At 68.5% G+C, this 25,389-nt stretch carries 27 protein-coding genes and 1 tRNA gene; 5 read left to right on the top strand and 23 right to left on the bottom strand.

All coding sequences use genetic code 11. The features are described from left to right. Nucleotides 1–8: 8 nt before the first annotated feature. Both nrtL and ACIRB4_RS05185 read right to left on the bottom strand, forming a co-directional pair. Complete coding sequence (nrtL, locus tag ACIRB4_RS05190) at nt 9–1,103, bottom strand: ArgS-related anticodon-binding protein NrtL (protein WP_403288508.1); 1,095 nt, start codon at nt 1,101–1,103, stop codon at nt 9–11. A 169-nt stretch (nt 1,104–1,272) separates the two neighbouring features. Beyond that, nucleotides 1,273–1,815 carry a response regulator gene (locus ACIRB4_RS05185; RefSeq protein ID WP_403288507.1) on the bottom strand — a complete coding sequence of 181 codons (543 nt, stop codon included), beginning with the start codon at nt 1,813–1,815 and terminating at the stop codon, nt 1,273–1,275. Between the two features lie 111 nt (nt 1,816–1,926). Here ACIRB4_RS05185 and ACIRB4_RS05180 point away from each other — a divergent pair. Beyond that, nucleotides 1,927–1,998, top strand: a tRNA-Arg gene (locus ACIRB4_RS05180). 148 nt (nt 1,999–2,146) lie between these two features. Here the strand turns inward: ACIRB4_RS05180 and ACIRB4_RS05175 are convergent. The 14 genes from ACIRB4_RS05175 to ACIRB4_RS05110 form a co-directional block, all read right to left on the bottom strand. Further along, the gene (locus tag ACIRB4_RS05175; RefSeq protein WP_403288505.1) at nt 2,147–2,827 is read right to left on the bottom strand and encodes a hypothetical protein; all 681 of its coding nucleotides are present in this window, start codon (nt 2,825–2,827) and stop codon (nt 2,147–2,149) included. A 132-nt stretch (nt 2,828–2,959) separates the two neighbouring features. Then, entirely contained in the window at nt 2,960–4,333 is a 1,374-nt protein-coding gene (locus tag ACIRB4_RS05170; RefSeq protein ID WP_403288503.1) for a tyrosine-type recombinase/integrase, read from the bottom strand. Next, nucleotides 4,330–4,503, bottom strand: a complete 174-nt coding sequence (locus ACIRB4_RS05165; RefSeq protein ID WP_403288680.1) for a helix-turn-helix transcriptional regulator — start codon at nt 4,501–4,503, stop codon at nt 4,330–4,332. Before ACIRB4_RS05165 ends, ACIRB4_RS05170 begins: the two co-directional genes overlap by 4 nt. 11 nt (nt 4,504–4,514) lie before the next feature. Continuing rightward, nucleotides 4,515–5,912, bottom strand: a complete 1,398-nt coding sequence (gene repSA, locus ACIRB4_RS05160) for a replication initiator protein RepSA (RefSeq protein ID WP_403288502.1) — start codon at nt 5,910–5,912, stop codon at nt 4,515–4,517. Continuing rightward, nucleotides 5,909–6,550 (bottom strand): DNA methylase, encoded by a 642-nt coding sequence (locus ACIRB4_RS05155; protein ID WP_403288678.1) that lies wholly within the window; start codon nt 6,548–6,550, stop codon nt 5,909–5,911. The genes repSA and ACIRB4_RS05155 overlap by 4 nt, the downstream gene beginning before the upstream one ends. A 50-nt stretch (nt 6,551–6,600) precedes the next feature. After that, a complete protein-coding gene (locus tag ACIRB4_RS05150) occupies nt 6,601–6,792 on the bottom strand; it encodes a hypothetical protein (protein ID WP_403288501.1) in 192 nt (63 codons plus the stop codon). Nucleotides 6,793–6,888: 96 nt separating this feature from the next. Beyond that, on the bottom strand, nt 6,889–7,434 hold the full coding sequence (locus tag ACIRB4_RS05145; RefSeq protein WP_403288500.1) for a GGDEF domain-containing protein: 546 nt from the start codon (nt 7,432–7,434) through the stop codon (nt 6,889–6,891). A 5-nt stretch (nt 7,435–7,439) separates the two neighbouring features. Continuing rightward, entirely contained in the window at nt 7,440–7,772 is a 333-nt protein-coding gene (locus ACIRB4_RS05140; protein WP_403288498.1) for a SpdD-like protein, read from the bottom strand. A 12-nt stretch (nt 7,773–7,784) separates the two neighbouring features. Then, on the bottom strand, nt 7,785–7,943 hold the full coding sequence (locus ACIRB4_RS05135; protein ID WP_107058081.1) for a hypothetical protein: 159 nt from the start codon (nt 7,941–7,943) through the stop codon (nt 7,785–7,787). An 18-nt stretch (nt 7,944–7,961) separates the two neighbouring features. Next, complete coding sequence (locus tag ACIRB4_RS05130; protein ID WP_403288497.1) at nt 7,962–8,150, bottom strand: mobile element transfer protein; 189 nt, start codon at nt 8,148–8,150, stop codon at nt 7,962–7,964. A 20-nt stretch (nt 8,151–8,170) separates the two neighbouring features. Then, on the bottom strand, nt 8,171–8,848 hold the full coding sequence (locus ACIRB4_RS05125; protein WP_403288495.1) for a DUF2637 domain-containing protein: 678 nt from the start codon (nt 8,846–8,848) through the stop codon (nt 8,171–8,173). A 20-nt stretch (nt 8,849–8,868) separates the two neighbouring features. After that, nucleotides 8,869–9,060 (bottom strand): hypothetical protein, encoded by a 192-nt coding sequence (locus ACIRB4_RS05120; RefSeq protein ID WP_403288494.1) that lies wholly within the window; start codon nt 9,058–9,060, stop codon nt 8,869–8,871. An 81-nt stretch (nt 9,061–9,141) separates the two neighbouring features. Then, on the bottom strand, nt 9,142–10,491 hold the full coding sequence (locus ACIRB4_RS05115; protein WP_403288493.1) for an FtsK/SpoIIIE domain-containing protein: 1,350 nt from the start codon (nt 10,489–10,491) through the stop codon (nt 9,142–9,144). Nucleotides 10,492–10,493: 2 nt separating this feature from the next. After that, the gene (locus ACIRB4_RS05110; protein WP_359211539.1) at nt 10,494–10,826 is read right to left on the bottom strand and encodes a hypothetical protein; all 333 of its coding nucleotides are present in this window, start codon (nt 10,824–10,826) and stop codon (nt 10,494–10,496) included. A gap of 153 nt (nt 10,827–10,979) precedes the next feature. Here ACIRB4_RS05110 and ACIRB4_RS05105 point away from each other — a divergent pair, with 153 nt between their 5' ends. Together ACIRB4_RS05105 and ACIRB4_RS05100 are read left to right on the top strand one after the other, a co-directional pair. Continuing rightward, nucleotides 10,980–11,774 (top strand): GntR family transcriptional regulator, encoded by a 795-nt coding sequence (locus ACIRB4_RS05105; protein ID WP_403288492.1) that lies wholly within the window; start codon nt 10,980–10,982, stop codon nt 11,772–11,774. Further along, on the top strand, nt 11,771–12,454 hold the full coding sequence (locus ACIRB4_RS05100; RefSeq protein WP_403288491.1) for a YdcF family protein: 684 nt from the start codon (nt 11,771–11,773) through the stop codon (nt 12,452–12,454). Before ACIRB4_RS05105 ends, ACIRB4_RS05100 begins: the two co-directional genes overlap by 4 nt. On the opposite strand, the gene ACIRB4_RS05095 is transcribed toward ACIRB4_RS05100, so the two are convergent. Beyond that, nucleotides 12,427–13,233 carry a nuclease-related domain-containing protein gene (locus tag ACIRB4_RS05095; RefSeq protein ID WP_403288490.1) on the bottom strand — a complete coding sequence of 269 codons (807 nt, stop codon included), beginning with the start codon at nt 13,231–13,233 and terminating at the stop codon, nt 12,427–12,429. The genes ACIRB4_RS05100 and ACIRB4_RS05095 overlap by 28 nt on opposite strands. A gap of 797 nt (nt 13,234–14,030) precedes the next feature. Between ACIRB4_RS05095 and ACIRB4_RS05090 the strand changes: the two genes are divergently transcribed. Next, entirely contained in the window at nt 14,031–15,908 is a 1,878-nt protein-coding gene (locus tag ACIRB4_RS05090; protein ID WP_403288489.1) for an ATP-binding protein, read from the top strand. Nucleotides 15,909–16,081: 173 nt separating this feature from the next. Then, nucleotides 16,082–17,395 carry a restriction endonuclease gene (locus ACIRB4_RS05085; RefSeq protein WP_403288488.1) on the top strand — a complete coding sequence of 438 codons (1,314 nt, stop codon included), beginning with the start codon at nt 16,082–16,084 and terminating at the stop codon, nt 17,393–17,395. Nucleotides 17,396–17,877: 482 nt separating this feature from the next. Here ACIRB4_RS05085 and ACIRB4_RS05080 read toward each other — a convergent pair whose 3' ends face one another. The 6 genes from ACIRB4_RS05080 to ACIRB4_RS05055 all read right to left on the bottom strand — a co-directional run bounded on the left by ACIRB4_RS05080 (nt 17,878) and on the right by ACIRB4_RS05055 (nt 25,285). Further along, on the bottom strand, nt 17,878–18,483 hold the full coding sequence (locus ACIRB4_RS05080) for a DUF4291 domain-containing protein (RefSeq protein WP_403288486.1): 606 nt from the start codon (nt 18,481–18,483) through the stop codon (nt 17,878–17,880). Further along, nucleotides 18,480–19,037, bottom strand: coding sequence for a hypothetical protein (locus tag ACIRB4_RS05075; protein WP_403288485.1), 558 nt, complete (start codon nt 19,035–19,037; stop codon nt 18,480–18,482). The genes ACIRB4_RS05080 and ACIRB4_RS05075 overlap by 4 nt, the downstream gene beginning before the upstream one ends. An 11-nt stretch (nt 19,038–19,048) precedes the next feature. Then, entirely contained in the window at nt 19,049–23,674 is a 4,626-nt protein-coding gene (locus ACIRB4_RS05070) for a putative T7SS-secreted protein (RefSeq protein ID WP_403288484.1), read from the bottom strand. Beyond that, nucleotides 23,674–24,240: a hypothetical protein gene (locus ACIRB4_RS05065; protein WP_403288483.1), complete on the bottom strand. Its 567-nt coding sequence runs from the start codon at nt 24,238–24,240 to the stop codon at nt 23,674–23,676. Before ACIRB4_RS05065 ends, ACIRB4_RS05070 begins: the two co-directional genes overlap by 1 nt. After that, nucleotides 24,237–24,668 carry an SseB family protein gene (locus ACIRB4_RS05060; RefSeq protein WP_403288481.1) on the bottom strand — a complete coding sequence of 144 codons (432 nt, stop codon included), beginning with the start codon at nt 24,666–24,668 and terminating at the stop codon, nt 24,237–24,239. The genes ACIRB4_RS05065 and ACIRB4_RS05060 overlap by 4 nt, the downstream gene beginning before the upstream one ends. Nucleotides 24,669–24,778: 110 nt before the next feature. Further along, complete coding sequence (locus tag ACIRB4_RS05055; protein WP_403288480.1) at nt 24,779–25,285, bottom strand: SUKH-4 family immunity protein; 507 nt, start codon at nt 25,283–25,285, stop codon at nt 24,779–24,781. Nucleotides 25,286–25,389: the final 104 nt, after the last annotated feature.

Below are 25,389 nucleotides of genomic sequence, written 5' to 3'. Positions count from 1 at the left end.
TGCATCTTTCACATCTGGTCGGGGGCGCTGATGCCGAGCAGGGAGAGGCCACCGGCGAGCACCGTCCCGGCGGCTTCGGCGAGCGCGAGCCGGGAACGGTGGGCGGCCGAGGGTTTCTCGTCGCCGACGGGCAGGACGGTGTGCTGGAAGTCGAGCAGCGCGTCGGCGGCGGCTTCGAGATGCCGGGCGACCCGGTCGGGGGCGCGCAGACGGGCGGCGGAGGCGAGGACGAGGGGGTGGTCACCGAGGACGTCGGCGAGGACCCGCCCGTCCTCCACATGCTCCTCGGCCGCACTCCGGAACCCCAGCCGCTCGGCGTTGCGCACCAGGGCGCGGCTACGGGAGTGGGCGTACCGGACGCGGTAGAGGGGGTTGCCCTCGTGCTGGCGGAGAAGGTCGTCGCCGAGACGGGGTACGTCATGGGCGGCGGCGGAGAGGAGCCCCCAACGAGCGGCAGCGCCCCCGAGCTGCCGCACCAGTTCGCGGGTGGGGTGGGGGGCGGGGCGGGGGGCGATGAGGGCCGGGGGGTGGTGGGGGGCGGGGTCGGGCGTCGTGGTGCCGATGCCGGCGGGCGGGTGGCCGGGACCGCCCTCGGCCTCCATCCGTACGCCGAGTTCGGCCCAGGCGGGGTCGGCGGCGTCCTCGCAGCTGGTGCGGACGAGGAAGCCCTGCGAGAGGAGGATCCGCCGCAGCGCGTCGGCGGTGACGGCGGCGCGTACGTCGGCGCGGTGGCTGAGCCGGGCGAGCTGTCCGGTGGGCGCGCACCACCCGTACTGCGGCCCGCGCCGCAGGATCTCCCGTACGAGCCGCTGCTGGGCCCCGGTCGCGAGGGTGAGGTTGAGGAAGCCGGGTCCGGTGACGTCGACGGCGGCGATCCCGGGGCTCCGCTGGAGCCGCTCCTTGAGGATCTCGGCGACGTCGAGGGGCTTGCGCCCAGCGGCGCGGGCGAGCTTGAGCGCGACGCTGCTGACCCAGTCGCCGTGCCCACCGGGCCGGGGCCGCTCGACCGTGACGCGCTCGGGAACGGCGACGCGGAGCGCACCATCACCGACCGCGCGGCGCACGGCGTGCAGCACGGTGAGGGAGAGGTCCGCGGGGGTCACGGGACAAGCGTATGGGAGGAGGGGGGTCGTCACGCGAACCGGTTTCGCGATGCGGTCACTCGGGGGGCTTTGCGCTGGGAGTGCCTCACGGGCGCAAGGGCTCAAGGATTCATGTCTGCGACTGAAGGCTCCCGGCCCGCGGCCCAGGAGCACCGCTCATGGAAACTGCTCAGGAGAGCCGCTCCCGCTCCCCGGCCCGTCCGACCCCTTGTCGGCCACTGTCGAGGGCAGCAGACGGCCCCTCCTGTCCGCCGCCGCGGCACTCCCCGCGCCGGCCGCGTTCTCCCCGTTCGCGCCGCATGAGCTGCCGTACGACGCGAACGAGCTCGGTGGGCTCGAAGGGCTTGGCGAGGAACGCGTCGACGCCGGCCGCGACGCCACTCTCCAGCTCGGCCGCGGTACAGGCACTGACGATCGCGACCGGCACATGACTGGTCCGCGGATCGGACCGCAGCCGCTCGGCGGTTCGCAGCCCGTCCAGCCTGGGCATGACGACATCGAGGGTGACGACATCAGGACAGACCTGATGAACGACATCCAGACACTCGGCACCATCGGCCGCGGTCACGACCTCGAAGCCCTCAAGCTCGAGGTTGACCCTGATCAACTGCCGGATCACGCGGTTGTCATCGACAACAAGCACCCGGCCGGACACGCCTGACACACGACGAGAGTAGGTCGCCGGAAGAGGCTGCGTCCGGGTTTTGCCCACTTCCGACCCGTGCGGGGTAACGAGGGCCCGGTGACGCGACGGAAATACCTGTTCACAGCCACGTCCCAGATGCTGGTAGGGTTCTACCCGTCGCCGCCGAACGCGGCGGACGCCCCCGTAGCTCAGGGGATAGAGCAACGGCCTCCGGAGCCGTGTGCGCAGGTTCGAATCCTGCCGGGGGCACTTCGCAGGAAGTGCCTAAAGACCCCGCCACCAGCGTTGACGCTGAGGACGGGGTCTTGTCGTATGTGCAGCCGTGTGCCGCCCTGAGCGGCCGTATGTCGGGGGCCGTGGACTATTCGTGGACAAGGGCCAAGGCCGTTGTCGCCGGTCAGAGAGCAGACAGGTCGAGCCATCTGTCGAAGCGGTCCATACCGTCGAAGCGGTCGACGATCAGCTTGGCGAGCGCGTTCGACTCAACGACCGACGGCGCATCGATCACAAGGAACTCAGGACGCGACGGGTCGATGTGGAACCCGCACCCTGCCTCGTCCAGAAGGGGCTCCAACCACTCGGCTCGTTGCCTGTCCACGGCAGCGAACACCACGGGGTTCTCCGACCAGCGGTGCTCCGAGACATGACCGCGGCAGCTCGCGACCGGCACGGCGCCGATGTAGGAGAGCGCGTGCGCCAGGCCAGCTACCCCGACCTCCAGATCCCCCAGATCCGCATAGAAGTCTTCGGGTTCTCCCTCCGAGAAGCTCGGGATCCGCTGAAGGAGCTGACGGCGGATGGCCTCATCCCGGACCCCGTCCACCACGCCGGTGTCACAGGCGCGGGCGATCTCTTCGAACTGCGACTCCGAAGATGCCAGTTCCCCGAGCACGGCAATCTGCGCCGCCTCAGCAGAGACGATGGTTCGCGCTTCCTCCGATGTAACGCCCAAGATCATCCAGACGCCGCGAAAGTATCCGATCCCTTCATCGTCCGGGATGTCCTCCTCCGTCGGCATCCAGAACTCAGCTTCTTCGGGTATGCGGCTGGATACCGGGTACTCCGTGCGCGGAATCATGACCCTCCATGCGGGTGGGAGCGGTAGAAGTAGAGGTCATATTGTCTCGCTGCCGAAGGGCGGACAAGAGCACCTGAACAGCCAAAGGGCCCAGGTTAATCACAACCTGGGCCCAGATAAGAGTGCTACCGCCTATTCGTACTCGCTGAGCAAGTCCTCGATGCGCCGATTGGCTACTTCCTGACGGCCGTCAAGGCACTTCGCGTACCGACTCAACAGCACCTCCACACTGTTGCCGGCTCGCTCGGCAACCTCGGTGGCGTCCACCCCCGCGTTCAACCACGTCGAGAGAGCCGAGTGCCGGAGATCGTAGGGGCGCCGGGCAAGCGGTGAGGCGACGACGGCCGGCGGGAGCGCGAGCTCCCGAGCTTCCTGCCACGCCCGGTAGTACGTGGAGGAGGAGACCACTCCCCCGTTCTCGCTGAAGAACAGGCGCCCGTCCTCGGCCGTACCGAACGTCTCGATGTGCTCCCGGAAGACAGCCACGAGCTGGGGCGGGATGGGCACCCGGCGGACGTCCTCGGTCGGGCGGTTCTTCAGGCCGCGGTCGTCATGGCTCTCCCCCGTGTCGGTCCACTGCTTCCCGACGCTCGGGCGAGTCCGATGAAGCAGTGCGGAGCCCCACCCGGAGTCGGGCAGCGAGAGATCCGGCTCTGCCAGGCCCACGGCTTCGGCAGGTCGGAACCCTCCGAAGTACATGCCGGCGAACAGGCCGACCAGACGCCGACCTCGGGCTCGTCGGTAGCCGCCGATGTACGAGACCGCGTGGAGGAGGGACCGAGCCTGCTCAGGGTTGGCGACGACCCTCGGGTCCACCTCACTGGACACCTTGGGCTTCTGCCAGCGAACCGCAGCGAGCGGGTTCTCGGGGAACTCCCCCAGGTCTACGGCGTAGTGCACAGCGTTGACGAGGGTCCGGCGCTTACGCCGTACCGTCTCGGCAGCGGCCGCCGTGCCGTCCAGCTTGAGCTTGAGCGAGTCGAGGACCGCGCGCCCGATCACCGGGTCGGCGAGGTCGGAAAGCGGGCGGGAAGCCTTCGCCACCCAGTACAGCGCGTTGCCGATCTCGGTCGGCAACTCACGGCCGTCGGGCCCCGGAAGAACGAACGCCCAGTTCCTCAGCGCCCTACGGAGCAGCTCATCGGACGGGCGCCCTGGACGATCATCGAGGAGGGCCGTCGTGACCGAGGTCAGCGATTCGTTGATCCCGTCGCGCGTGTTCGGCGCTGCGTGCGGCCATTTCATGGCCAGATACTTCAGCGCGAAGGCATACCAGGTCAGAGAAGACTTCTTCTCCTCCATGGAGCCCGGAAGGCCGGATTCGGTGTCGAATTCCTCGCCGTCGCGAGCCGCCCGCATCAGCTTGGAGCGGTAGCTGTCGGCGAGTGCCTTCGTACGGAACGAATCGGAGAAGACCCGGCCGGCGACAGCCCAGCGCACGTCATAGGACGGCTTCTTGGTGTTCCGCTTACGAACACCCCAGACCTTGACGTCGAGCGACTTCACGCGGCAGCCCCTTCCAGCCTCCGGAGCCAGGCTGAGAAGTCCGAGCGCCAGACCCGCAGCTCGCCATTCGGCAGCTTGAATGCCGCCGGTCCCTGCCCCAACTCACGCCAGCGGTAGAAGGTCCGCCGCGACACCCCACCCAACTCGACGAGGATCTGCGGCACGGTCATCAGCTCGTCCTTCACAGCAGCTCATCCCCCTGTGCTTCTAGTTCGGTTCGGATCTCTCTGGCGTGTTCGCGGTTGTGCTGGATGTCGCGGCGGATGTTGGCGGCGAGCCATGACTCCCCCGGGGTGGTGCCGTGGCTGGCGTAGGCCCAGTGGGCGACGACGAGGAGGGTCGACTCCGTGTGTTCGTCGGGGTCGGGCAGGCCCAGGGCGGCGCGTTGCTGGGCGGCGCGGTAGTCGGCGCGGACCTGGCGGAGGGCGCCGAGGGTGGTGGAGTAGCGGCGGGATTTGGTGGAGAAGTGGCCGCGAAAGCCGAGCATGTGGGCCCAGGCACGGAGCCTTCGGTCGGGGTAGGCCGGATCGAGGTCCATGCAGGCTTCCATGAGGCGCCGGGGGTGATCGGGGACGTCGAGGAGGATCAGGGCTTCCTTGTTGCCGACGGGGCGGTCGACGGTGCCGGTGGTCTCGGCGGCTTTGGTGGCGTACTTGGCGACGTAGGCGGCGACGGCCTGTTCGGTGAGTTCCTCGCCGTGGCCGAAGGCGCCGATGGGCTGGATGTCGAGCTGGGTGCCCCAGGTGAGGGTGAGTTCCTGGGCGACGCCGTAGGCCGGGGCGGCGGGGACGACGACGTGGACGCGGGCGGCGGCGGCGTGGATGGCGTCGGTGAGCAGGTCGAGGGTGGCCCAGGCCGGGGGCGGGGTGTGGGGCCCTTGGGGGCCGTCGAAGCGGATAACGGCGTGGAAGTGGACGGCGCCGCGCTTTTGGTACTCGGCGACCTTGCCGAAGGAGACCCGGGACTGTTCGCGGGCGGATTTCTGGGTGAGGCCGGCGCGGGCGGCGATCTCGCGGCGCAGGTAGATCGTGAAGTAGCGCCACAGCTCGGAGGCGTGGTTGTTCCACAGCACCGCACCTGCGTAGTCGTACGCGGACGGGTCGAGCGGGGTGCCCAGCTCGGGGGCGTCCTCGGCGTGGCGGGTGCCGCAGCGGCAGGGCCGGTCGCCGGGCCGGTTGTGAACCGGGCCGAAGGACGGGGCGGTCAGGGTGGCGAAGACCCGGGGGTGGTCGCGGATGGTCTCCGGGGTGCCTTTGTCGCCGACGAGTCCGGCGCGGATGAGGTGGTAGGTGTCGCCGGCGTAGGTCCAGGCGCAGGCGGGGCAGCGGGACGCGCGCCTGTTGCCGCAGGCGACGCGGAGGACTCCGCCGGGTTCGGCGTCGGTGTTGTAGGCGTGGAGCACGGTCTTGGTGGCGGGGTCGAGGAGCTTGGTGCCGCCGGAGAGGCGGATGGGTGCGGCGCATCCCCCGGTGCGGCGGATCTGGTCGGTGAGGCGGTCGAAGCCGGGGGACCCGGCCATCCGGAGCAGGTCGCTCAGGGTGGCCGGGTCCAGGCCCGCCGCGGTGGCGGCGTCGGTCACGCCAGGACCTCCTGTCGGGCGGTTATGAAGGCAGTGCCGATCCAGCGGGTGAAGGCGGGCGGGATCGCCTCGGTGAGTTCCTCGTGGACGTCGGTCCAGGTGATCTCCATGGCGTTCTGCATCTCGGGCACGGTGGCCTTGCCGCCGCCCTTGCCGTACGCGGCGACGTAGGGGCCCTCACGTCGGATGCCGTGGCGGTGGCCGCGTACGTAGCCCCGGTGGCGGGGGTGGGCCGGTGTGGGGGTGGCCCAGCGGCCGAGTTCGAAGTTGCGGTGCCGCAGGACGCCGAGGCCGAACATCTCGCCGCACAGGGTGAGGTCCTTGCGGATCGCGGCCCGGCCGTTGGGCTGCTCGATCACGTACGGCAGGCCGGTGGCGTCGAGGAGTTCGCGGGTGGGGGCGACGAGGTCGACGTGGGTGTTGCCCCACCCCTGGGAACGGTTGGTGCCGACGGTGAGGGCGCAACCGGCCTGGCAGGGTGGGGAGGCGTGGACGAGGGTGTAGCGCTCGATGTCCCCCGAGGCGATCAGGCGGGCGAGGTAGTCGAGGGCATCACCCTGGTGGTAGGCGAAGGGGTAGCGGGGGCGGTCGGCGATGTCGCAGCCGTCGACCGCGAACCCGGCGCGGTGGTACCCCATCGCGGCTCCGCCGGCGCAGGAGAACAGGTCCAGGACCCGGGGCAGCGCGTTCACGCGGCACCTCGTACGGCGCGGACGGTGCGCAGGGCGGGGACGGTGTGGCCGAGACCCCGGCAGGTGGGGCAGTTCACGCGGACGATGTCGCGGGTGCCGTCAGCGGCGGGGAGACCGGTGGTGATGGTGGCGGTGGCGAAGCCGTCACAGTCGCGGCAGACGCGCGGGGCCGGGCTGGTTTGGGACATGATGAGTACTCCCTTTCGGGTCCGGTGGATCTGGAATGGGGTTGAAGGCGCCCGGGGCGGCGGAAGTTTGGCGACCGAGGCCGTCCCGGGGGCCGCTCAGCGTGTGTTGCGCCTGCCGTGGCCCTTGGCCGCGTACATCGACGCGTCAGCGGCCGAGAGGGCGTCGGTGAGGGTGGGGACCGGCAGGCGGCCGGGGTAGCAGTGGCCGACCGAGGCGGAGACCGGCAGGACATGCCCGTGGTGCGTGACCGGCTCGCCGAGGGCGGCCCGGAGGCCGAAGAGGCCGGCGGTGCCGGGGTGGGTGGTGATGGCGGCGAACTCGTCTCCGCCGAGGCGGGCGGCGATGCCGTGGCGTCCGCACCAGCCGTCCAGCCGCCGTGCGATGGCGGTGAGGACCGTGTCTCCAGCGGCGTGGCCGTGGGTGTCGTTGATGGCCTTGAAGTCGTCCAGGTCGACCAAGAGCACAAGCGCCCCGGGGTGTTTGGCGATGAGGCGTTCGGCGCGGGCGGTCCATCCGGCGCGGGTGTGCAGGCCGGTCAGCGGGTCGCGGCGGGCGGTGGCCAGACGGCGCCAGAGCAGTCCGCCGTGCAGGGCCCAGCCCAGGGCCGGTAAGCCCTCCGCCGCGATCGTCTGCGTGTCCATGGCCGTCACCGGCCCCTCTGCATGTCGCGGACGAGGAGGCGCAGGACGACGGCGATCAGGGCGACGGAGACGCCGGTGATGGCCACCGCGAGGAGCATCGAGACCAGGACGGCGCCGACGACCAGGACAAGTCCGGCTCCGCCGGCGACGACGGTGACGAGGCCGGTCGGGGAGAGGCGGACGGCCGGGGACTGGACGCGGGGCGGGGCCGGGACAGGCACCGGGGCGTGGTCACGGTGGCAGGTCGACGGCTCGATTTCGGTCGGATTGGTCGGCTGGACGAGCGGGGTGACGATGCCGGTCGGGACCGGGTTGACCGGGATGCGCGGTCGGAGCATGACGAGGTCTCCCTACTTGTTGATCGTGGAGTCGATGAGCGGGGCGAGGACGCTGTCAGCGAGGAGGTAGCCGCCGAGGAGGATCACGGCGACGAGCCACCAGGGCGGGCGGATGAGCTTGATACCGAGGCCGCCGACGACGATCAAGGCGAGCCAGAGCGGAACGTCCACGAGACGGGTCCCTTCGATTCAGCGGGGGTTGCAGCGGTGGGTGCGGGCGGCGAGTTCGGCGGCGGCGCGGGTGTGGTAGTCGGCGGAGAACTCGCAGCGCGGAGCGGTGCACACGGCGGTGTGCTTGGTGCGGCCCCGGCCGTCGTGGTGGGTGCCGACCTGCACCGGGCCGATCCGGGTCACGTAGTGGAAGCGGTTCGGGCGCACGGGCCTTACCTCCTTTCTGATCAGGCGAGTTGGAGGGCGATGGAGTCCGCGAGGGTCGGGGGGAGGCCGTGGCGGGTGCGGAGGGTTTCCGCGTCGATGGGCCGGCCGGTCTGGGCCCGGTGGGCGTCCGCGATCTTCTGGGCGTGCGCCATCAGGGCGGGCGGCACCGGCACCGGCACCGCAGGCGGCGCGGAAACGGGGTCGAGGTCGGGCGGTGTCTCGACGGGGGCGGGTTCGGCCGGCGGCAGCTCGGGGGCCGGGTCGGGGACGCGCTCCACGGTGAGCTCCGGGGCGACTTCGGGTTCCTCGACCGGTTCGGGCTCCGGCTGTGGCTCTGGGGCGGGTGCGTGGGCGAGGAGGGTGCCGCCGAGGAAGGCCAGAGCGGGCCATCCGGCGACGAGGATGCGCAGCCAGTCGGGGACGTCGGTCATGTCGAGGAGTCCGGCGGTGGCGACGTTGGCGCCCAGCGACGCGGTCAGGGCGATGGCGAACCAGAGCCAGGCGTCACGGTTGCCGCCGTCTTTGCGCATCCGGCGCCAAGCAGCGACGAGCAGCAGGTCGACGCTGACCGGGTAGGCCCAGGCCTTCCAGCCGTCCTGTCCGGCCGCGGCCGCCAGGTCGTGCAGGTGGGCGAAGGACAGGGCACCGGCGATGACGGCCTGGATGAGGACCGCGTCGAGGCGGAGGGTGCGGAACACGAGGTCGCCTCCTTCCGGGGTCAGGTGGTGCCGGTGCCGAAGCAGTCCGGGCACAGTCCGGTCTGCGTGGCGTCGATCGCCCGGTGCTTGCGTCCGACGAGGACAGTCGTCGTGGTCTCTCCGGTGCCGGCGCAGGTGCCGCAGGGCGGCGGGACGGACGCGGGCTTGGCCGGGCGGCGGCGCGGGGCCGGGGTCTTCTTCGCGGTGCTCATGGCGGTTCCCTTTCGGTTTTGGGCATGGGTCGGGTAGGGACCTGGCGTGAGGCGGTCACGCCGACCGAGGGGAGCGGAGCGTCAGCTCGTTGCCGGAACCGGCTTCACCAACGGAACGGGCCCGGCGAGCCCGGCGAGGGTGGGGACATCCGGCCGGTACGGCGCCAGATGCGGGATGTCCGGGGTGAGATGCGCGTGCTCGGCGCAGATCGCGGCCGCATCGGCGGCGCTCAACTCTGGGGTGCGGATGCGGGACCAGCCGCCGGAGGTGTCACCGGCCACCGCGAGGCCGGGCTTGTCCGGCGGGATCGTGGTCACGGCCACGACCGCGTCCGGGGCGATGTCGGCCAGGCCCATCTCGGCGGTCTGCTTGTCGTTGACCCGGTGCACGACACGGCCGGTGAGCTGGGCGCGCAGCGCGGTGGCGCCCTTGCCGAGGTCGGAGCCGAAGCGCTGGCCGCAGACCTCCAGGAAGATGCCAGCGGCGCGGGCCATCTGCCCGAGCCGGATCAGCTGGGTGACCATCCGGTCCCGGCGTTCCTCGTCCTTCTTGGTGGCGACGAGGAAGAGTTCCGCGACCTCGTCCACCAGCAGCACGACCGGTACCGGACGGAGGCCGTCGGGCAGTTCCCACACGTCGGAGGCGCCGAGGTTGCTCAGCAGGTCGAAGCGGGTTTCCATCTCCGCCACCAGAGCATCCAGCAGCCCGGACGCCTCGTCGGGGGTGATGGCCAGCGCCGACAGCCGCGGCGCGAATCCCTTCTGCTCGACACCCCGCTTGCAGTCGATGCCAACCAGGGCCACCCGCAGCCGGGCCAGCCCGGCGATCAGGTTGCGCTGGTACATGGACTTGCCCGACTGGTTCGCACCCAGCGTCAGCGCGTGCGGGACCTTGCGGTAGTCCCGGACGAACGCGGTGCCGTCCTCCCGCAGCGCGACCGCAACGGCCATCGGGCCACTCGGGACGCCGCGGGGCATCTTCACCTTCCGCAGCACGTCGTAGCCGGTCATCCGCAGTTCCACGAACCCCGGCCGGGTCTCCGCCACGTTGACGGAGTGGACGCCCCAGGCGTGCCGCAGCCGCTCCGAGGCCGCCATCACGTCGGCGGGCTCCAGACCGGCCGGGAGCCGCAGGGTGACCCGCAGCCCGGTCGAGGACACCCGCACCCGGCGGATCTTCGGCGGCACGGGCTGGACATCCGGACGGCGGGCGAGGTTGCGGACCATGAACGCCCGCAAGCGGGAGGGCTGCACCGTCAGCCCGCACACGTCCATCGTCGAGCGGTACGTCACCGCGAACCGCGTGGTCGCCATCGGCAGTCCGACCAGCGACCAGAAGACGCGCGGCGCGCGGATCTTCGCGTAGCCGAGAGTGCCGGCGGCTCCGGCGAGCGGGAGGCCGACCTCCCATAACGTCGAGACGTCGGTCATGGTCAGGCACCCATCGGGGTGATCGCGACCGCGCGGAACGAGATGCCGTGACGGGTCTGGCCGTTGAACGTGTTCTCCCAGTCACGGGCCTTCAGCCCGATGACCGAGACCGGCATACCCGGCGTCAGCCCGTCGGGGAGACCGGTCTCCGGGACGGTGACCTGGTAGAGGTTGCCCTCTCCCTCGTCCGAGATCAGCAGGCCCACCGTGGACAGCCCGGCACCGGACTCCCGGTCCATCGCGCGCTCACCGGTCTGCTTGCTGACGAGCTTCGGGGTAGGAGCCGTGGCCACGAACACCACAGCGGTCGACGTGTCGATCTTGAAGGACGGCATCAGCACTCCCTACGTTGTTGGGCAGCCCGAACTGGAACTGCCAACTCGCTGTCCTAGGACTGCGAGCGACTGAGTAGATAGTGGCCCGCAGTCCTAGGACTGTCAACAGTCCTAGGACTGTGTTTGACTTGTTCCTGTTGAGAGGGGTACGAGATGGCGCCCAAGTGGCGGGAGCTGGCAGACAAGCTGGCCGAGCAAATCAAGAGGGGTGAGTACCAGCCGGGCCAGCGCTTGCCTCAGATCAGAGACCTGGTTGATGCCGGTGAGGGCTCCAAGGCCACCGTCCATGCCGCGTACAAGGCTCTGGAGGCGGAGGGCCTGGTCACCTCCACGCGCGGCCATGGGACTGTCGTGCGTCAGCAGGTGCCACTCAAGCGGCTTGGTATTGCCCGGTACGACAAGGCGAAGTGGCGCGACGGCGACGAGGTCGCGTTCATCGCGGATCGCGTGGCCTCAGGACGGACGTACCGTCGCAACGAACAGACGCAGACAGTCAGCCTCGTTGACGCCCCATCGGCGGTAGCAACTGCTCATGGCCTGGAAACCGGAGCTCCGGTCTACGCCCGGGCCCGGCTGGTGAAAGAAGGCGATCAGCCGACGCACACGCTGACCAGCTACTACCGCCCCGAGCATGTCGAGGGCACTCGCTTGGTCGATCCCACCCCCGGCCCGGCCGGCCGAGGCGGCGGCTACCGGGTCCTGTACGACGCGGGTTACGAGATCGACCACATGAAGGAGTCGCTCTTCGCCCGCACGCCGACAGCAGACGAGGTGAAGCTCCTCCAGCTCCCTCCGGGCGAACCCGTGGTCGAGCTGCACCGGACGACGTACACGGCTGACGGCACCGTGGTCGAGTTCGCCATTGGGGTGCATGCCGCTTCCCGCTTCGCCTGGGAGTACGACTTCAAGGTCCCGGACTCAGCGAAGGAAAGGAACGGTCAGCAGTGATCTCCACCCAGGACTGGGCCGACACGCAGCGCCTGTGGGACTACCACCAGATGGGTCACACACCGCGGCCCTGCTCCGTGGCGATCGGGCTCGGCAGCCACGACCTGGGGGTGGCCGACGCCGCAGCCAACCTGTACAAGCGCGGCATGACCCCACTCCTCGTATTCACCGGGGCGACCAGCCCGACGACACGCGAACGCATGCCCCGCGGCGAAGCCGTGCACTACCGCGAGCGGGCGATCGAACTCGGCGTCCCCGACTCGGCGGTGATGGTGGAACCACGGGCCCGCAACACCGGCGAGAACATCCGCTTCTCACGGGATCTCCTCACCGACGCCGGCATCGAGGTGTCCTCAGTGCTGCTGATCAGTAAGCCCTACGAGGAGCGGCGGGCCTACGCCACGGCGCGGAAGCTGTGGCCCGAAGTCGAGATCGTCAGCGCTTCGAGCCCTATGACGCTCCAGGACTACGTCGACTCGATCGGCGACGCCCCCATGGTCATCGACATGCTTGTAGGCGCTCTCCAACGACTGCTGATCTATCCGGACCAAGGCTTCATGATCAGCCAGCAGGTACCTGACGACGTGGTCGATGCGTATGAGCGCCTCTGCCAAAGGGGCTTCACCAGCCGCCTCCTCCGGGACGAGGAAGGTCACGTCCTCAGCCAAGCTCCCCGGTGACGGGCGGCTGCGTACACGGCTTCCACTTGCTCAGAGGTGAGCTTGCCTGTGAGAGGGCCGAGGGCCGAGACTTCTCGCTCTTGGTACACCCGGATGCCGTTCTGCGTGGCTGCGCGGTGTAAGGATGCGACGCCTACGAACACCAGGACCGGGGCGACCGGCACGTCGAAGGCGCAGTACCGCCGGAGCACCCGCCGTACATAGTCGGACTCGGCCTTGCTCGCGGCACCGTAGGGATGTGGCTGGCCACCGTTGACTTTGGTCATGGCGTCACCGACCCAAACCGTGGCGCCCTTGTGGGTCTTGGTGTTGATGTTAAATACCCCACCGGGACCGATCAGTAAATGATCGATGTCTCCACCGTTGCTCTTCTCGATGCCGTGCAACGTCCGCCAGCCCAGCGAGGACAGGCGTTCCAGCTCCCGCCCGACTTTCTGCTCGCCGCCAAGGCCGGTGTACCAGCTGTCCCATTCCGAAGACTGCCTCAGCAGCTTCGCTCGCAGCCGTTGAGCGGTTGATGGTCCCCTCTCGGCGATGAGTCCGAGGAGCTTGGCGCCAGGGCGGTTCCTTGCCAAGTCCTCACTGGCAGAGAGGGGCGGGAGAACCGCCGGCCGCTCTGCGGGCTGCCTCCCCTCGGGGGTCATGGACTGTGGAGCGCGAGACGCAGAGGGTGGTGCCGAAGCAGTAGCAGGAGCGGGCCCCACGGAAAGGTCGTTGCCGAGGTGCTTGCGGAGCAGGGCCAGCGCTTCCTTCTGATGTTCCTGGACCTTGATGGTCACGGTTTTGGACGCTCGATCTGCCCACGCGACGGCGGTACCGTCCGGAAGGTTCACGTAGAGCCGATCCCTGCCATGCCGCTTCCACGGATTCACCGTGAGACCACTCATGTGTCGCCCCCCCATGCGTTGCGTCCCCGCATACATGCCAGCACCTACTGGCTACGCCGACAAGAGCGCAAGGTCGTGGCGAGCTGTTACAGGTTTCTCTACCTCATCAAGGCACCCGCCGCGCACGGCGCGGCGCGCGCGGCCCGTCGCCCGGGCCTGCGCTCCTGTCTACGCCCCGCTCCAGCCCGGCCGCCGTCCGCACGCCTGACGGCTCGGGTTGATGGGTGGGAAGAACCACGGCGCGGCCGGGGCGAGTGCGTGAAGTGCCAGCCAGAGCGATGCCTCCGGCGGGGGCGCTCCGGCTCCGGGATGGAGGGGGCCCGTGGGCGTCTGCCGGCAGCGTCGTGGTGGAGGTGGGGGCTCCCATCCCGTCTGCCATCGACCCAGGCAGAGCCGAGCAGACACGGGTCCTGGCGTCCAGGTCGTTCGTACAGTGGCGCGCTCCACCTGGACGCCAGGACCCGCGCCCGCTCCACGGTGTGTGGGTCGACGGCAGACGGGATGGGAGCCGGGAGCGTTTGTGGGGCAGGCCCCAGCTCGCCCCACAGGTCACGCAGCGAGGATCCGAACGCTCGCCAGAGACAGTCATTCAAACGCCGCTCTCCCAGCCCTACGACCAACTTCCTCCTGGACCCAGGCAGGCTGTGCCATGCTGATCACCGTTGTCCCGCACTGCATCAGGAGCAGAGATGCCACGCGATATCCATCCGCTTGCGATGCTCACGCAAAGCGACACTCAGGCCTGGGTGAAGCAGCGTGTAATCAACGTCATCAAGAGCTACCACAACGCTGCCGACGTCATTGCCGAGCCGATCCAGAATGCGGTCGACGAAGTCCTTTCAGCCCCTGGGCTACCGGGGGACGGAGAGGTGCGGATCACCCTCGACACCGACGAGAACACGATCTCCGTTCGTGACAACGGCCGGGGAATTCCCAGCGAAGATATCGCCAAGTGGCTCGCTCCTGACGTCGGCAGCAAGCGTGCTGATTTCCTGGCCGGACTCGTGAGAGGCCATAAGGGCGTGGGGCTCACATTCCTCGCCTACGGCTTCAATTTCTTCGAACTTGAGACCAAGACCGATGACGAACATTACATCGTGCGCCTTGAGCATGGGCGCGCATGGGTGGAAGACCCCAACAACGAACAGCCTCCGGTTGGACGACTTGACGAAATTCAAGGCGCCGGAAGGCTTGACGGAACAGGGACGATTGTAACGATTCGCCTGAGCCCTCAAACGGAGCCCCGAAGTCTCCGGCACGCGTTCCCGACCCTGGAGTACGCGACGACAGCGATCCGGAACCAGACCGCGGCAGGGCTCGTAGAGCCTCCCGAAGTCACGAAGAAGAGGCCTCTCAAAGTAACACTGGAGTACAGGCGGCAGGCGAAGACGGAGACCGTGACAGTGCCTCCTTCTTACCGATATCCGCATGAGGATCTCGCTGCGGGAATCAAGGTTCTCAACCTGGGGCACTGGCTTAAGAACAACAAAAACTCCGAGCCGTCTGCGAAAGAGAAAAAGGCTTTTCACGCATGTTACTGGATCCTTGACCCGAAGGATCTGAAGGACCTCATCGGGGCAAAGACAGGTGAGCAACTTGTCGAACCCGAAGAGGTAGAAGCGTTCATCGACACTCACGATGTCCACGTCTATTCCCTGTTCTCGTATAGCGCTTCATACCGAGATCAGCTCGGCGACAACTGGAAGATCCCGCGCAATCGGAAGAGCCTCCACTTCCCCAGCCTGAGGGTCGCGACTGACGGCATGATCTCTTCCTGGAATAGAGAGATCACGCTAACGCATCGCGGATTTAACGTCGACAGGACTTGGCTGATCTACAGCCTGCGTGGGATTGAGCCGGACTTGGGGCGAAAAGACTTCCCGCCCAACGTTCACGACTTTCTGCGCATCACCGAGGAGCTAGTTGCCAACAGGCTCGCGGAACAGAGCCGGCCGTTTCTGCGCGTCAGCCCGCCACGAACAGCGCCTACCCAGCCCGGCTACATGGACCCCGCGGTCAAGGCACACGTCAGGCGCCAGAGCCGCATGTCGCCTCGACTGCTCCCAGGGATCGGTGAGATCACTCTTCAGACCGAGCCCCAAGCAGAGCAAGACGTAATTGCCCTGTACGGCGAGCTGGTTGGACTGGGCGTACTACGCCATCTGCAGCCCGTTTACTTCAGCGGCTTCGACTTCTACGACTCGTTCTTTCAGTACGTCCCGTCAGTAGCTCCGGACGCCCTGAAAGAGAGACTTTCCGGAGTGGACGACGTTGATATTCGTGAAGCGGAAGGGGTTGCCGAGTTCAAGCTGACAGCAGACTCGGTCCTTGCTGATGTCGTCTCCGAAGTGAAGAAGTGGAGCGACATGAAGTTCCTGGTCTGCTGGGAGATCGGAAAGGATCGAACGGCCGGCGGCAATGCAATAACGTTCACGGAGTGCGAAGACGCCGTTGATCGGCGATACCACGGGGTAACCCATCTGGCCAGATTGGAGACCGGGGGCGACCACACCGTTTTCGTGATCTCACTCAGCCACCTATTGCGAACAATTACGGCCGAAAGCTAGATGCCTCGATTGCGTCAGCGAGGCCGCAGATTCTCGATCAACGCCGCCGCCTTCCCAACCGCTCAGTTGGGAAGGCGATGCGTGCCTGCCCCTGCATACGACCGAACACGGCGACACCCTGTATGCCAGCGATGACCAGTACGGTTACCTGGAGATCGTCGGGAAGTGCTGTCATGGGGGCAATCGTGGGTGGTCAGTTGCGTGTTGGTCAGGTGTACCGCTACGCCACCGGGAAGGATCCCGGCCCGACGGTGCTGGGTGGGTATCCCAACTTCCACCATGTGACTCACTCGCCGGATCTCCCGCGAGCGTTGCTGGAGGCTGGAATCAACGGCATGGCGAAGGTACGCGCTCCGGGTGGGGACAGGCGGCCGGTGATTCTCATCCGGTCGAGCCCTTGGAAGGCCGGCACGGAGCAAACGCCTTGGCACGACGTGTTCGACATGGACAACGGACACGTCCGCTACTTCGGCGACCACAAGGCCACCACCCCCGTCGAACCCGGTAAGACCAACGGCAACGCCGCCCTACTCGACGCCTTTACCGGGCACCAGGGGCACACTCCGGAGGAGCGAGCCAGCGCCGTCCCGTTGCTGCTGTTCCGCGCGGTCTCGCGCAGCGGAAAGGTGAAGGGACACGTCGAGTTCTGTGGGCTGGGCGTCATCGAGCGGGCAGAGCGGCTGGTGCAGTGGGCTGGCAGCGAGCACACGACGTTCACGAACTACGTGTACGACATCGCCCTGCTCGACCTCACAGACGAGGACGACAAGGTCTCTTGGGAATGGATCCACTCACGCAGGAATAAGGACCTGAGCGACGCAGAGACGCTTGAACTGGCTCCGCGGGCGTGGCGGGAGTGGGTCAAGAACGGCAGTTCGGAGCTTCCGCGGCTCCGCCGGCGCGTTGCGCGAGCCAAGGTGACCAAGGTGCCCGAGCAGCGACCGAAGCCGGGCACAGCCGAGGCCAAGGACCTGGAGCTGATCTACAAGTACTTTGACGGGCGCAAGCACGACTTCGAGGCCGTGGCATCCGCGGTCGCAGCACGCGTTCTGCGGGGCGCAGGGAACAGCTACGTCGAAGGGTGGCTGACCCAGCGGTCCGGCGATGGAGGGGCTGACTTCGTAGGCAGGCTCGACATCGGCAGCGGACTGGCTGGCACGAGCCTCGTCATCCTCGGACAGGCGAAGTGCGTCCGACTCGATCACGTCGTGTCCGCCGACCAGATCGCTCGTGTCGTGGCTCGTCTCCGCCGCGGCTGGATCGGTGTCTACGTCACGACCGGGGCCTACTCCGTGCCGGCGCAGACCGAGATGGTCGAGGACCAGTACCCGATCGTACTGGTCAACGGACTGGACCTGACGCGGGAGCTCAGGGGCATGGCCAGGGACGATCACGGCGGAGACCTCGAAGCCTGCATCGAGCACATACTGCGGGTCCGCGAGACCGCGGTCACCAACCGTCGGCCGGAGGAGATCCTGCTGGAGTAGCCATCCCGGCCTCGCGCGGCCTATTCGTGGACGGCGCGGTCCCTTCGAGGTCCCCATAGGCCTCTGAACTGCTGCTATGTCGCGAGATCACAGGGCCTCCGGAGCCGTGTGCGCAGGTTCGAATCCTGCCGGGGGCACAGAAGCCGGATCAGCGTGATCAGCCCGCTGACCTGCTGGTGTGCCGAAGATGGAGGGCCGGACTCAGTCTCACTGAGTCCGGCCCTCCATCGTTGTCTGGGGACGACATCATCCAGGGCGCGGTGGGCGAGCGGGACGGGGCACCGCGGGCTTGCACTTGCCGAGTTGGTCGGCCACGCGTGTGAGGCGATCGGGCAGAGGGCGCCCGTCAATGGTCGGCATGTCCACGGGCGGGGCGCCGTCGACGTGCCCTGGACACACCCGACCGATCGAACGTAGTTGATGCCGCTGAACCGCATGGGTTCATCGCGGATGCATCAGAACCCGAGGTCCTGAGAACGGCCTCAGCCGTGACCCACGCGGTCCACGAGAGGAGCGGGGAGCGGGTACACGCGCTCCGCCGGAAGCAGGGCCCGGGCAGCGGACCGGTCGCCGGCGGTCACGGCCGCGTGCACGTCGTGGGCCAGCGGCGTCACGTCCCGGACGGCGATGATCCACTCGTCCACGTAGCGGTCCACCGCCTCGCCCGACAGGCCGATCTGGATCGCACGGTGCGGCAGTGGGTTCAACCCGAGGTCACGCTCCGGATCCCACTGCACCCGGACCGGGCTGGACTTGAGGGTTTCGCGCCACTCGGCCTCCGTGGCGAAACGCCTGCGGTCGAAGTGGCTGAGGCAGGCGTGGGCCAGCGCCCATTCGAAGCCCTCCCTGGTGATGTCGATGGCGAGGACCCGCTCCTGATCGAGCTTGGTGGCCCACCCGCAGCGGTACATCATCCACAGGAAGGACGGCTTGATCCACGTCATACGGGTGCGCTTGAACGGGTCCACGAACGTGCCCGCCCTCAGCGCCGGGTCGGCGATCCGCGACGCGTACGCCTGATAGACCGTGATGGTCTCGTCGGTGAAGAACGCCCGGACCTCGTGCGTGGGCGTGGTGCCGTCGGTCATGCGGAGGTCTCCTCGGCCCACACCTGGGGCTTGACCAGCACCGGGTCCGCAACCGTGCGGGCCCCGCACGTGTACGTCAGCCAGCGCAGCTCCTCCCAGGAGAAGAACGGCTCACCCCAGGTGTCCACCCACAGCCGCAGCCGGCCCTCATCGGCGGGGGAACGGGTCAGGTCCCAGAACGCCCAGCCCCGCGCCTCCAGTTCGGGGTCGAAACGGGACAGCCAGTCCTGGAGCTCCCAGGGGCCGTCGCCGGTCCGCTCGGTGTATCGCTCCGCGCCCTCGGCGGCGAAGGGCTTCGCGGCACCGCCGCCCCGGCACACACCCGCGAACCAGGCCGGGACCGTGTCGACGGGCAGCTCCTCCTCGTCGAAGTCCTCCCGCGCGGCGAGGTCGTACACGGCCGCCAGGACCTCGCGCAGCCTGTGCGCGTACGCGTCGGGAGAGCCCTCCACATCCAGCTCGACAAACGCGAGCAGGGGTACGTCGGGATCGATCGCAGGGCGCTCGGAAACCCGCGACCGCTCCTGCTCGACGCCCTCGATTTCGTGCAGCATCTCCGCAACTTTCAGTCAAAATCCTGGACGATCTTACCAGAGCCAGGAATGATCACTTTTCTCATTTTGTCGATGACTTCTCCCGGCAGCCCATAAAGATCCGGTCCCATCGTCGGGTCGGATATCTCCGGGTAGAACTTCTTCAGTTGTTTCCATTCCTGCTTGGTGAAACCGAGGTCTTCCGGCTGCTTCTGCGGGACCGCGTTCTGGCGGATTTCGTCGACGAAGCTTTTCGGGACCTCGAAGGAGACGATCTGACCACCGTCGCCGCGGAATTCCACCGTATGGCGGATGTCGCCGCTCATGTTCACGTACAACTGGTTGTTCCCGGTGATCGAGACGTTGCCGTCCGCGTCGACGTGCACCCGATGACTGAGCGGATGTTCCGTCTGTTTCCGGTAGACCGTTACCGTGCATTCGTCCGGGGCCAGACCCAGGTGGTCCGACCACGTGAGCGGATTGTGCACGTACGCCGCGGGGTTTGACGCCGGGGCGAGACCCAGCGGATCGGGTGTCAGGTACCTCGCGGTCTCCGGGTCGTACGTCCGAAAGACGTTGTAGTGCAGTTCAGTCTCGGGGTCGAAGTACTGCCCCGGGAAACGCAGCGGTGTGTAGGCGGTCGCGTCGCGGTTCCAGAACGTCGTCCCCCACAGGGTCGAGCGTGTCCGCCAGGCGATCTCACCTCGCTCGTCGACCAGTTCGGTGGGTGTGCCCACCAGGTCGGTCACGATCGAGAAGAAGCGGTCGGCGATCTCCTCCTGGGACGCCGAAAGGACACGCTCCCGCTGCGTCAGGGGATGCAGGCCCCGGTGATCCCAGGTGAGCGTGACAGGGTGCGCGCCATCCCCGTGCGACACGGTGGTCTGCTCGCACAGATTCGCCCCTTCCCAGGTGAAGGTCGTCTCCTCCACGACCTCGCCGCCGGCGGAGAGCCGCTGTTTGGCGATGCGCCGGCCCAGCGGGTCGTACAGATAGCGCCAGGCCGTGCCGTCCGGGGTCACCACCCCCACCAAGCGGTCTTCCGCGTCCCACTCGTAGCGCCATGTGTCCGGCTTGCGGGAGAGGCGGGTCTTCTGCCGCAGGATGACACGTCCCTGGGCGTCGTACTCGTAGCGCAGCCCGCCGGCGCCGGTGAGGCGGTTACCGATGTACGTGCGCGGACCGGCGGCCACCTCGGACTCGGGGCGGGGGGCAGGCCACGAGGCGGCGGTCTGGTTGCCGGCGGCGTCGTAGGCGTAGTGCTCGGTCCAGGTGCCGGCGTCCACCTCGGTGACGCGGGCGGCGGCGTCCAGGGTGTAGGCGCGCCGGCCGTTCATCGCGTCGTCGACCGCGGTCAGATGGCCGTCCGCACGGTAGCTGTAGCCGCGGCGCTGCACGGTGCGGCCGTCGGGCCCGATCAGGTGCTGGTCGGTGAGGCGGCCCAGTTCGTCGAAGCCGTGCGAGAGGGTGACGTCCGAGCCAATCGTACGGGTCAGCTCGCGGCCCGTGGCGTCGTGCTCGAACGTAAGCGTGCGGCCCGAGGCGGTCAGCCGCGCGCGGTTGCCGACGGCGTCATGGCTCCATTCACTCACCGCGCCGGTCGGTGTCGTGCGCCGCGCGGGGCGGCCCAATTCGTCGTATGCGAAGCTCAGTGTGCGGCCGTTGACCGTCTCCGAGCGCAGCAGCCCCGCACGGTCGCGCACCCGGCTCAGCGTCGCGTCCGGGCCGGTGGCCCGCGCCAACTCGTCGAAGACGTCGTACTCGTACGTCGTCACGGCGCCGGCGACGTCCTTGCGGACGATCTGGCCGAGCTCGTTGTACTCGTAGTGGACGGTCTCGCCGAGGGCGTTGGTCCTGGCCGTCAGCCGGTCCGCCTCGTCGTAGGCGTACTGGAGGGTCCTGCCGTCGAAGTCCGTCTCGGAGACGAGCCGGCCCGCCGGGTCGTAGGTGTACGACCACGTCAGGCCGCGGGGGTCGGTGACCTGGGTCAGCCTGAGTTCGAGATCGTGGGTGAATTCGTACCGCGCTCCGTCCGGCCCCGTGCGCGCCGTGAGCCGGTCGAATTCGCCGTACTCGTACACGGACCGGCCGCCGGCCGGGTCCGTGTGGCTGAGGACGTTGCCCTCGCCGTCGTAGGTCCACGTCTGCTCGCTGCCGTCGGGCTCCACCCGGCGCAGCAGCCGGCCCTCCGGGTTCCAGGTCAGGCGGGTGACCCGACCGAGCGGATCGGTGATGCTGACGGGGTGGCCGAAGGCGTCGTGGGCGTACCGGGTGACGCCGCCCCGCGCGTCGGTGGACTCGACGACGCGACCGGCGGCGTCGCACCGGACCGACGTCGTGTTGCCCAGGGCGTCGATCGTCGACGCCGGGTGGCCGCGGTCGTCGTACGTGAACCGCGTCGTGCCGGAGGGCCCGGTCACCGACGTGCGGTTGCCCCGCTCGTCGTACTCCTGGCGGATCGTCGTGCCGTCCGGTCTTGTCACCCGTACCGGCAGACCGAGGTCGTTGTACTCGATGGTCGTGCGGCGACCGTCGGGGCGGGTGACCGAGGTGACCCAGCCGTGTTCGTCGTACTCGATGCGGGTCGTCCGGCCCAACGGATCGGTGCGTCCCACCATCCGGTTGTACGGGTCCCGCTCGAAGCGGGTCGTCGCGCCGTTCGCGTCGATCTCGGCGATGACGTGCGACCGATCGTCGATGACGTAGCGGCGCTGGTGGCCGAGGGCGCCGGTGACCGTGGTCTGCCCGTTTTCGTAGGTGAAACGGGAGTTGACGTGCCCGTTCGTGCCGGACTGGGCGATGCAGCGGTCCCGGTCGTCGTAGGCGTAGTCGAAGTGGCGGCCGTTCGTGTCCGTCCACGACACGATACGGGCGTGCTCGTCGTAGCCGAACCGCAGCGGGCGGCCGGAGGAGTTGACGACCTCTGTGACGTTCCCGTCGGTGTACGCGTAGTCGAGGACCTTCGTCCCGTCCGCGAGGGACAGGGCGGTGACGCGGCCGGCGGCGGTGGTGATCCGGACCTCGTGGCCGCCGCTGTGACGGATGCCCGTCGGCGCGCCGTCGGCGTCGTGGTCGTATGCGATCCAGGCGCCGTTACGGTTGTCCAGCTGGGCCAGCACGCCCTCGGGGGTGAAGTGCCACACCCGCCCCGTCTCCGGGTCGGTGACGGTGAACCCGCCCTCGGGCGTGCGCGCCAGCGGCCAACGCCGACCGTGCGTGGGCAGCACCGGGAGGCCTGGCGCGGGGTGCGGGTAGGCCAGGACGCTGCCGTCCTCGCCGACGAGGACGACGCCTTGGGCGTCGATGTCGAGGCGCTGGTCGAGGGTGCTCGCCCAGGACGGGCCGAACCAGCGGCCGGCGCGGAAGGACGACTCGAAAGTGCGGGTGAGGACCAGAGGCAGCGAGCCGGGCAGGACCAGATCGGTCTGCGGCAGGACCATCCGTCCCGTCGCGACGTCGACCGGGTCATCCACGCAAACCCTGTCCTTATCGGTGCGCGACGGAGCGTCGGGGCCGTCCTTCTCCAGTTGGGTGCGGCCCGGCGGCTTGATGTCGTCCGCGTACTTCCCGACCGTCGCGGCCTTCTTGAGCGCGCCCAGGCCCTTGGTGCCGAGCAACTCGGGGATGAGCTTGCCGACGCCCTCAGCCGGGTCCTTCATGAAGGCGTCGATCATGTTCTTGCCCGTGCCGACCGGGTCGTTGACCGCGCTGACCAGGCCCGCCGTCGTCGAGTTGAGACTCATCACGTACTCGGCGGGGTGGGTCAGGTTGTACGGGTCCGTCGGGTTGACCGAGCGGACGAAGTTGACCAGGCCGGCGGTGCCCTTCACCACACCGCCCACCAGGTGGTTGGCGTCGATCGCCATGGCGTCGAAGCCGTCGCCCACCTGCTCCGCGTACGACGGCTTGGGCGGTGCGGCGTCCCGGGCGGCGGCGAGCGCGGAACGGGCCCGTTCCGCGGCTTCGTTGCGCTGCTTGCGGGCCTCGATGACCTTGTCGTAGGCGGCCTTGACGCCGGCCTGGCCGGGGTCGGTGAAGCCGGAGGGGCGGGGAGGCAGGTCGTCGCGGTCGGCCCTGACGGCTGCGTTGTACTCCTCGACCTTCGTCTTGTAGGCGGCGCGGGCGTCCTCGGACGCCTTCTTCGCGGCCTTGTAGTCGGCGATCGCCTCCTGGGCTCGTCCCTGCGCCCACTCGACCGTCTCGGCGAACTGCGTCAGCGCGCTCTGCGCCTTCTCGAAGGCGTCGGCGGCCTTGAACCACTTCGCCGGCTCCTGCGCGATCGCGTCACTGAAGGCGTTGGCCGCCTCGCCCTTGACGGCGCTGGAGTCCAACCCCTTGATGCCCTTGCCGACCTTGTCGAAGTTCGTCCGGAGGTCGCCGAGGTGCTTGGCGTTGGCCCGGAGGGTGGAGACGCTGCCGTAGATGATCTTCTTGGGGTCCTCGGTCTGGTCGAGTTCCAACTCCGCGACGTCGGCGCCCATGGAGTTGGCCACCGAACGGCTCTTGTCCCGGATCCAGTCCGCGCCGCTGTCCCAGCCGACCTCCTCGGCGAGGTCGGCCGTCTTGTCACCGGCCCACTCGACGACGTCACCGGCCCCCTCGACCAGGTCCTCGCCCGCCTCCTCGATGAAGTCGGGAGTGAAATCCCGCCAGCCCATCAGTCCTTTCCTCCGTCGCCGCTCGCCTGCTCCACCAGGTCGTTGAGCGATCCGATGGCCCCGTTGTTCTTGAGGTTCTCGCCCGTCGCCTGCCAGGTCGCGTCGATGTTCTGCTGGGCCTTCACGAACGACTCAGGGCTGTAGTCCGGCTTGTAGACATCGGCGCTGAAGATGTCGCCCCACGCCTTCTGCTCGATGTCGTCCTCGTTGGCGTGCGGGTTGCCGTAGAGCGAGTTGGCGCCCACCTTGAACGCGCCCTGGAGGTACTGGTCCTCCTCCCAGAGCGTGCCCGCCGCGATACCGAGCCCGGCCGCGAGGCTGCTCGCGTTCTGCACGAGGGCCCGCACCCCCCACTCCCAGCGCTCGCAGAAGTCCTCGAAGTGCCCTGCCACGTCGGCGTGCCCGGCCTCCATGCCGGTCATGGACAGCGACTCGAATCCGGCTCCCATGGAAGCGCCGCCCGCCGAGCCGATCTCACGCAGTTCCGCCACGGCGCCGCGCAGGCCCTCGGTGATGTTCTTCACCGCGCCCGCATCCATCGCCAGGTCCTTGTTGTCCCCGCTCATCGGTCACCTCCCGGCCGTCGCACCCCGACGGCGGCGGGAGTGGCAGTGGTGGGCGCGTCGACGGCGACGGCGTCCGGGACGATCCCGCGCACCGGCGGGAAGAGCATGGAGCCCTCCTCGTCCGCCACGTCCACGGCGATGCCCGTGGGGCCGTCGAGCGAGGGGACGACCGCGTCCACGAGCCGCGCGCCCAGGACGGCCACGTACTCGAGCTCTGCGGACGGCTCCATGCCCCGTGCGGCGGCGAACCGCCCCAGGGCGTCTTCGTCGGTGAATGCGTACAGCCAGCGGACGCCGCCCCGCTCGGCGGACATCAGCCCTCCGTCGCTCACAGGCGCGAGGAGGACAGTACGCCGGAACTCCCCCAGCATCCGCTCCGCCCGTCCCGTGCCACTGCGCACGGCGTCGATCTCTTCTCTCAGCCTCATGCCGGACCGTCCCCCATCCGCGTTCCTCGCTGTCTGACATCGGCGCCACCACCGTACCGACAGGGGCTGACAGACAACAGGACGGCTGGGTCGGCACGTACGCGGAAGCATCAGCGCACGGCCGCCGGAAACGGCTGTGCCTGAGCACGGACCGCCCGGGGAAGAACTGCCAGAGCACTGCCGTCCCGCGGCACGTCCCAGGCGCCGATCATGTCGTCGAGCATCGCGCGCAGGATGTCCAGGTGGCCGTTGTGGCGGGCCGTCGCTTCGGGGAGGTAGGGGAGGTGGTCGCTGGTGCCCTCGGGGAAGGCGAACACCTGGTCGGAGTCCGGGTCGAGGGCGAGGAGGGAGTCCTGGAAGTAGCCCAGGAGCAGCCACTTCTCGGCCTCCGGGGCGTAGCGCCGGCCGTGGCGGGTGAGGAATTCGCCGAGGAGGACCGGTTCGGCCCCGGGGACCTTGACGTCCATGCGGGACAGGAACAGGTCGCCGTGCGGCAGGCCCACCTCGTGGAGGGTCCGCAGGGAGCGGGGAAAGCGGGAGGGGTCCGTCCGCGCCTCGTAGGGGAGGAGGACGATCCCCTGGAGACCGAAGAGGCGGATGATGTCTTCGGAACCCACCGTGCGCTCCATGCGTCCGCTTTCATTTCCTCATCGGGTCCGACGACCGTGCTTCTTCTTCACGCCCAGCTGGTCGTATGCGACACCTGGGTCACCTTGAACTC

The organism is Streptomyces sp. NPDC093600 (assembly GCF_044764755.1).
Taxonomy (GTDB): domain Bacteria; phylum Actinomycetota; class Actinomycetes; order Streptomycetales; family Streptomycetaceae; genus Streptomyces.
Note: the sequence above shows the minus strand (reverse complement) of the source record. Positions and strands in the feature narration are given on the sequence as shown.

What these genes read in the sequence shown, in the direction of transcription:
- ACIRB4_RS05175 (WP_403288505.1), bottom strand. Translation starts at nt 2,827, where the DNA reads ATGATTCCGCGCACGGAGTACCCGGTATCCAGCCGCATACCCGAAGAA.
- ACIRB4_RS05165 (WP_403288680.1), bottom strand. Translation starts at nt 4,503, where the DNA reads ATGACCGTGCCGCAGATCCTCGTCGAGTTGGGTGGGGTGTCGCGGCGG.
- ACIRB4_RS05155 (WP_403288678.1), bottom strand. Translation starts at nt 6,550, where the DNA reads ATGGGGTACCACCGCGCCGGGTTCGCGGTCGACGGCTGCGACATCGCC.
- ACIRB4_RS05150 (WP_403288501.1), bottom strand. Translation starts at nt 6,792, where the DNA reads ATGTCCCAAACCAGCCCGGCCCCGCGCGTCTGCCGCGACTGTGACGGC.
- ACIRB4_RS05145 (WP_403288500.1), bottom strand. Translation starts at nt 7,434, where the DNA reads ATGGACACGCAGACGATCGCGGCGGAGGGCTTACCGGCCCTGGGCTGG.
- ACIRB4_RS05140 (WP_403288498.1), bottom strand. Translation starts at nt 7,772, where the DNA reads ATGCTCCGACCGCGCATCCCGGTCAACCCGGTCCCGACCGGCATCGTC.
- ACIRB4_RS05120 (WP_403288494.1), bottom strand. Translation starts at nt 9,060, where the DNA reads ATGAGCACCGCGAAGAAGACCCCGGCCCCGCGCCGCCGCCCGGCCAAG.
- ACIRB4_RS05115 (WP_403288493.1), bottom strand. Translation starts at nt 10,491, where the DNA reads ATGACCGACGTCTCGACGTTATGGGAGGTCGGCCTCCCGCTCGCCGGA.
- ACIRB4_RS05110 (WP_359211539.1), bottom strand. Translation starts at nt 10,826, where the DNA reads ATGCCGTCCTTCAAGATCGACACGTCGACCGCTGTGGTGTTCGTGGCC.
- ACIRB4_RS05105 (WP_403288492.1), top strand. Translation starts at nt 10,980, where the DNA reads ATGGCGCCCAAGTGGCGGGAGCTGGCAGACAAGCTGGCCGAGCAAATC.
- ACIRB4_RS05090 (WP_403288489.1), top strand. Translation starts at nt 14,031, where the DNA reads ATGCCACGCGATATCCATCCGCTTGCGATGCTCACGCAAAGCGACACT.
- ACIRB4_RS05085 (WP_403288488.1), top strand. Translation starts at nt 16,082, where the DNA reads ATGGGGGCAATCGTGGGTGGTCAGTTGCGTGTTGGTCAGGTGTACCGC.
- ACIRB4_RS05080 (WP_403288486.1), bottom strand. Translation starts at nt 18,483, where the DNA reads ATGACCGACGGCACCACGCCCACGCACGAGGTCCGGGCGTTCTTCACC.
- ACIRB4_RS05075 (WP_403288485.1), bottom strand. Translation starts at nt 19,037, where the DNA reads ATGCTGCACGAAATCGAGGGCGTCGAGCAGGAGCGGTCGCGGGTTTCC.
- ACIRB4_RS05070 (WP_403288484.1), bottom strand. Translation starts at nt 23,674, where the DNA reads ATGGGCTGGCGGGATTTCACTCCCGACTTCATCGAGGAGGCGGGCGAG.
- ACIRB4_RS05065 (WP_403288483.1), bottom strand. Translation starts at nt 24,240, where the DNA reads ATGAGCGGGGACAACAAGGACCTGGCGATGGATGCGGGCGCGGTGAAG.
- ACIRB4_RS05060 (WP_403288481.1), bottom strand. Translation starts at nt 24,668, where the DNA reads ATGAGGCTGAGAGAAGAGATCGACGCCGTGCGCAGTGGCACGGGACGG.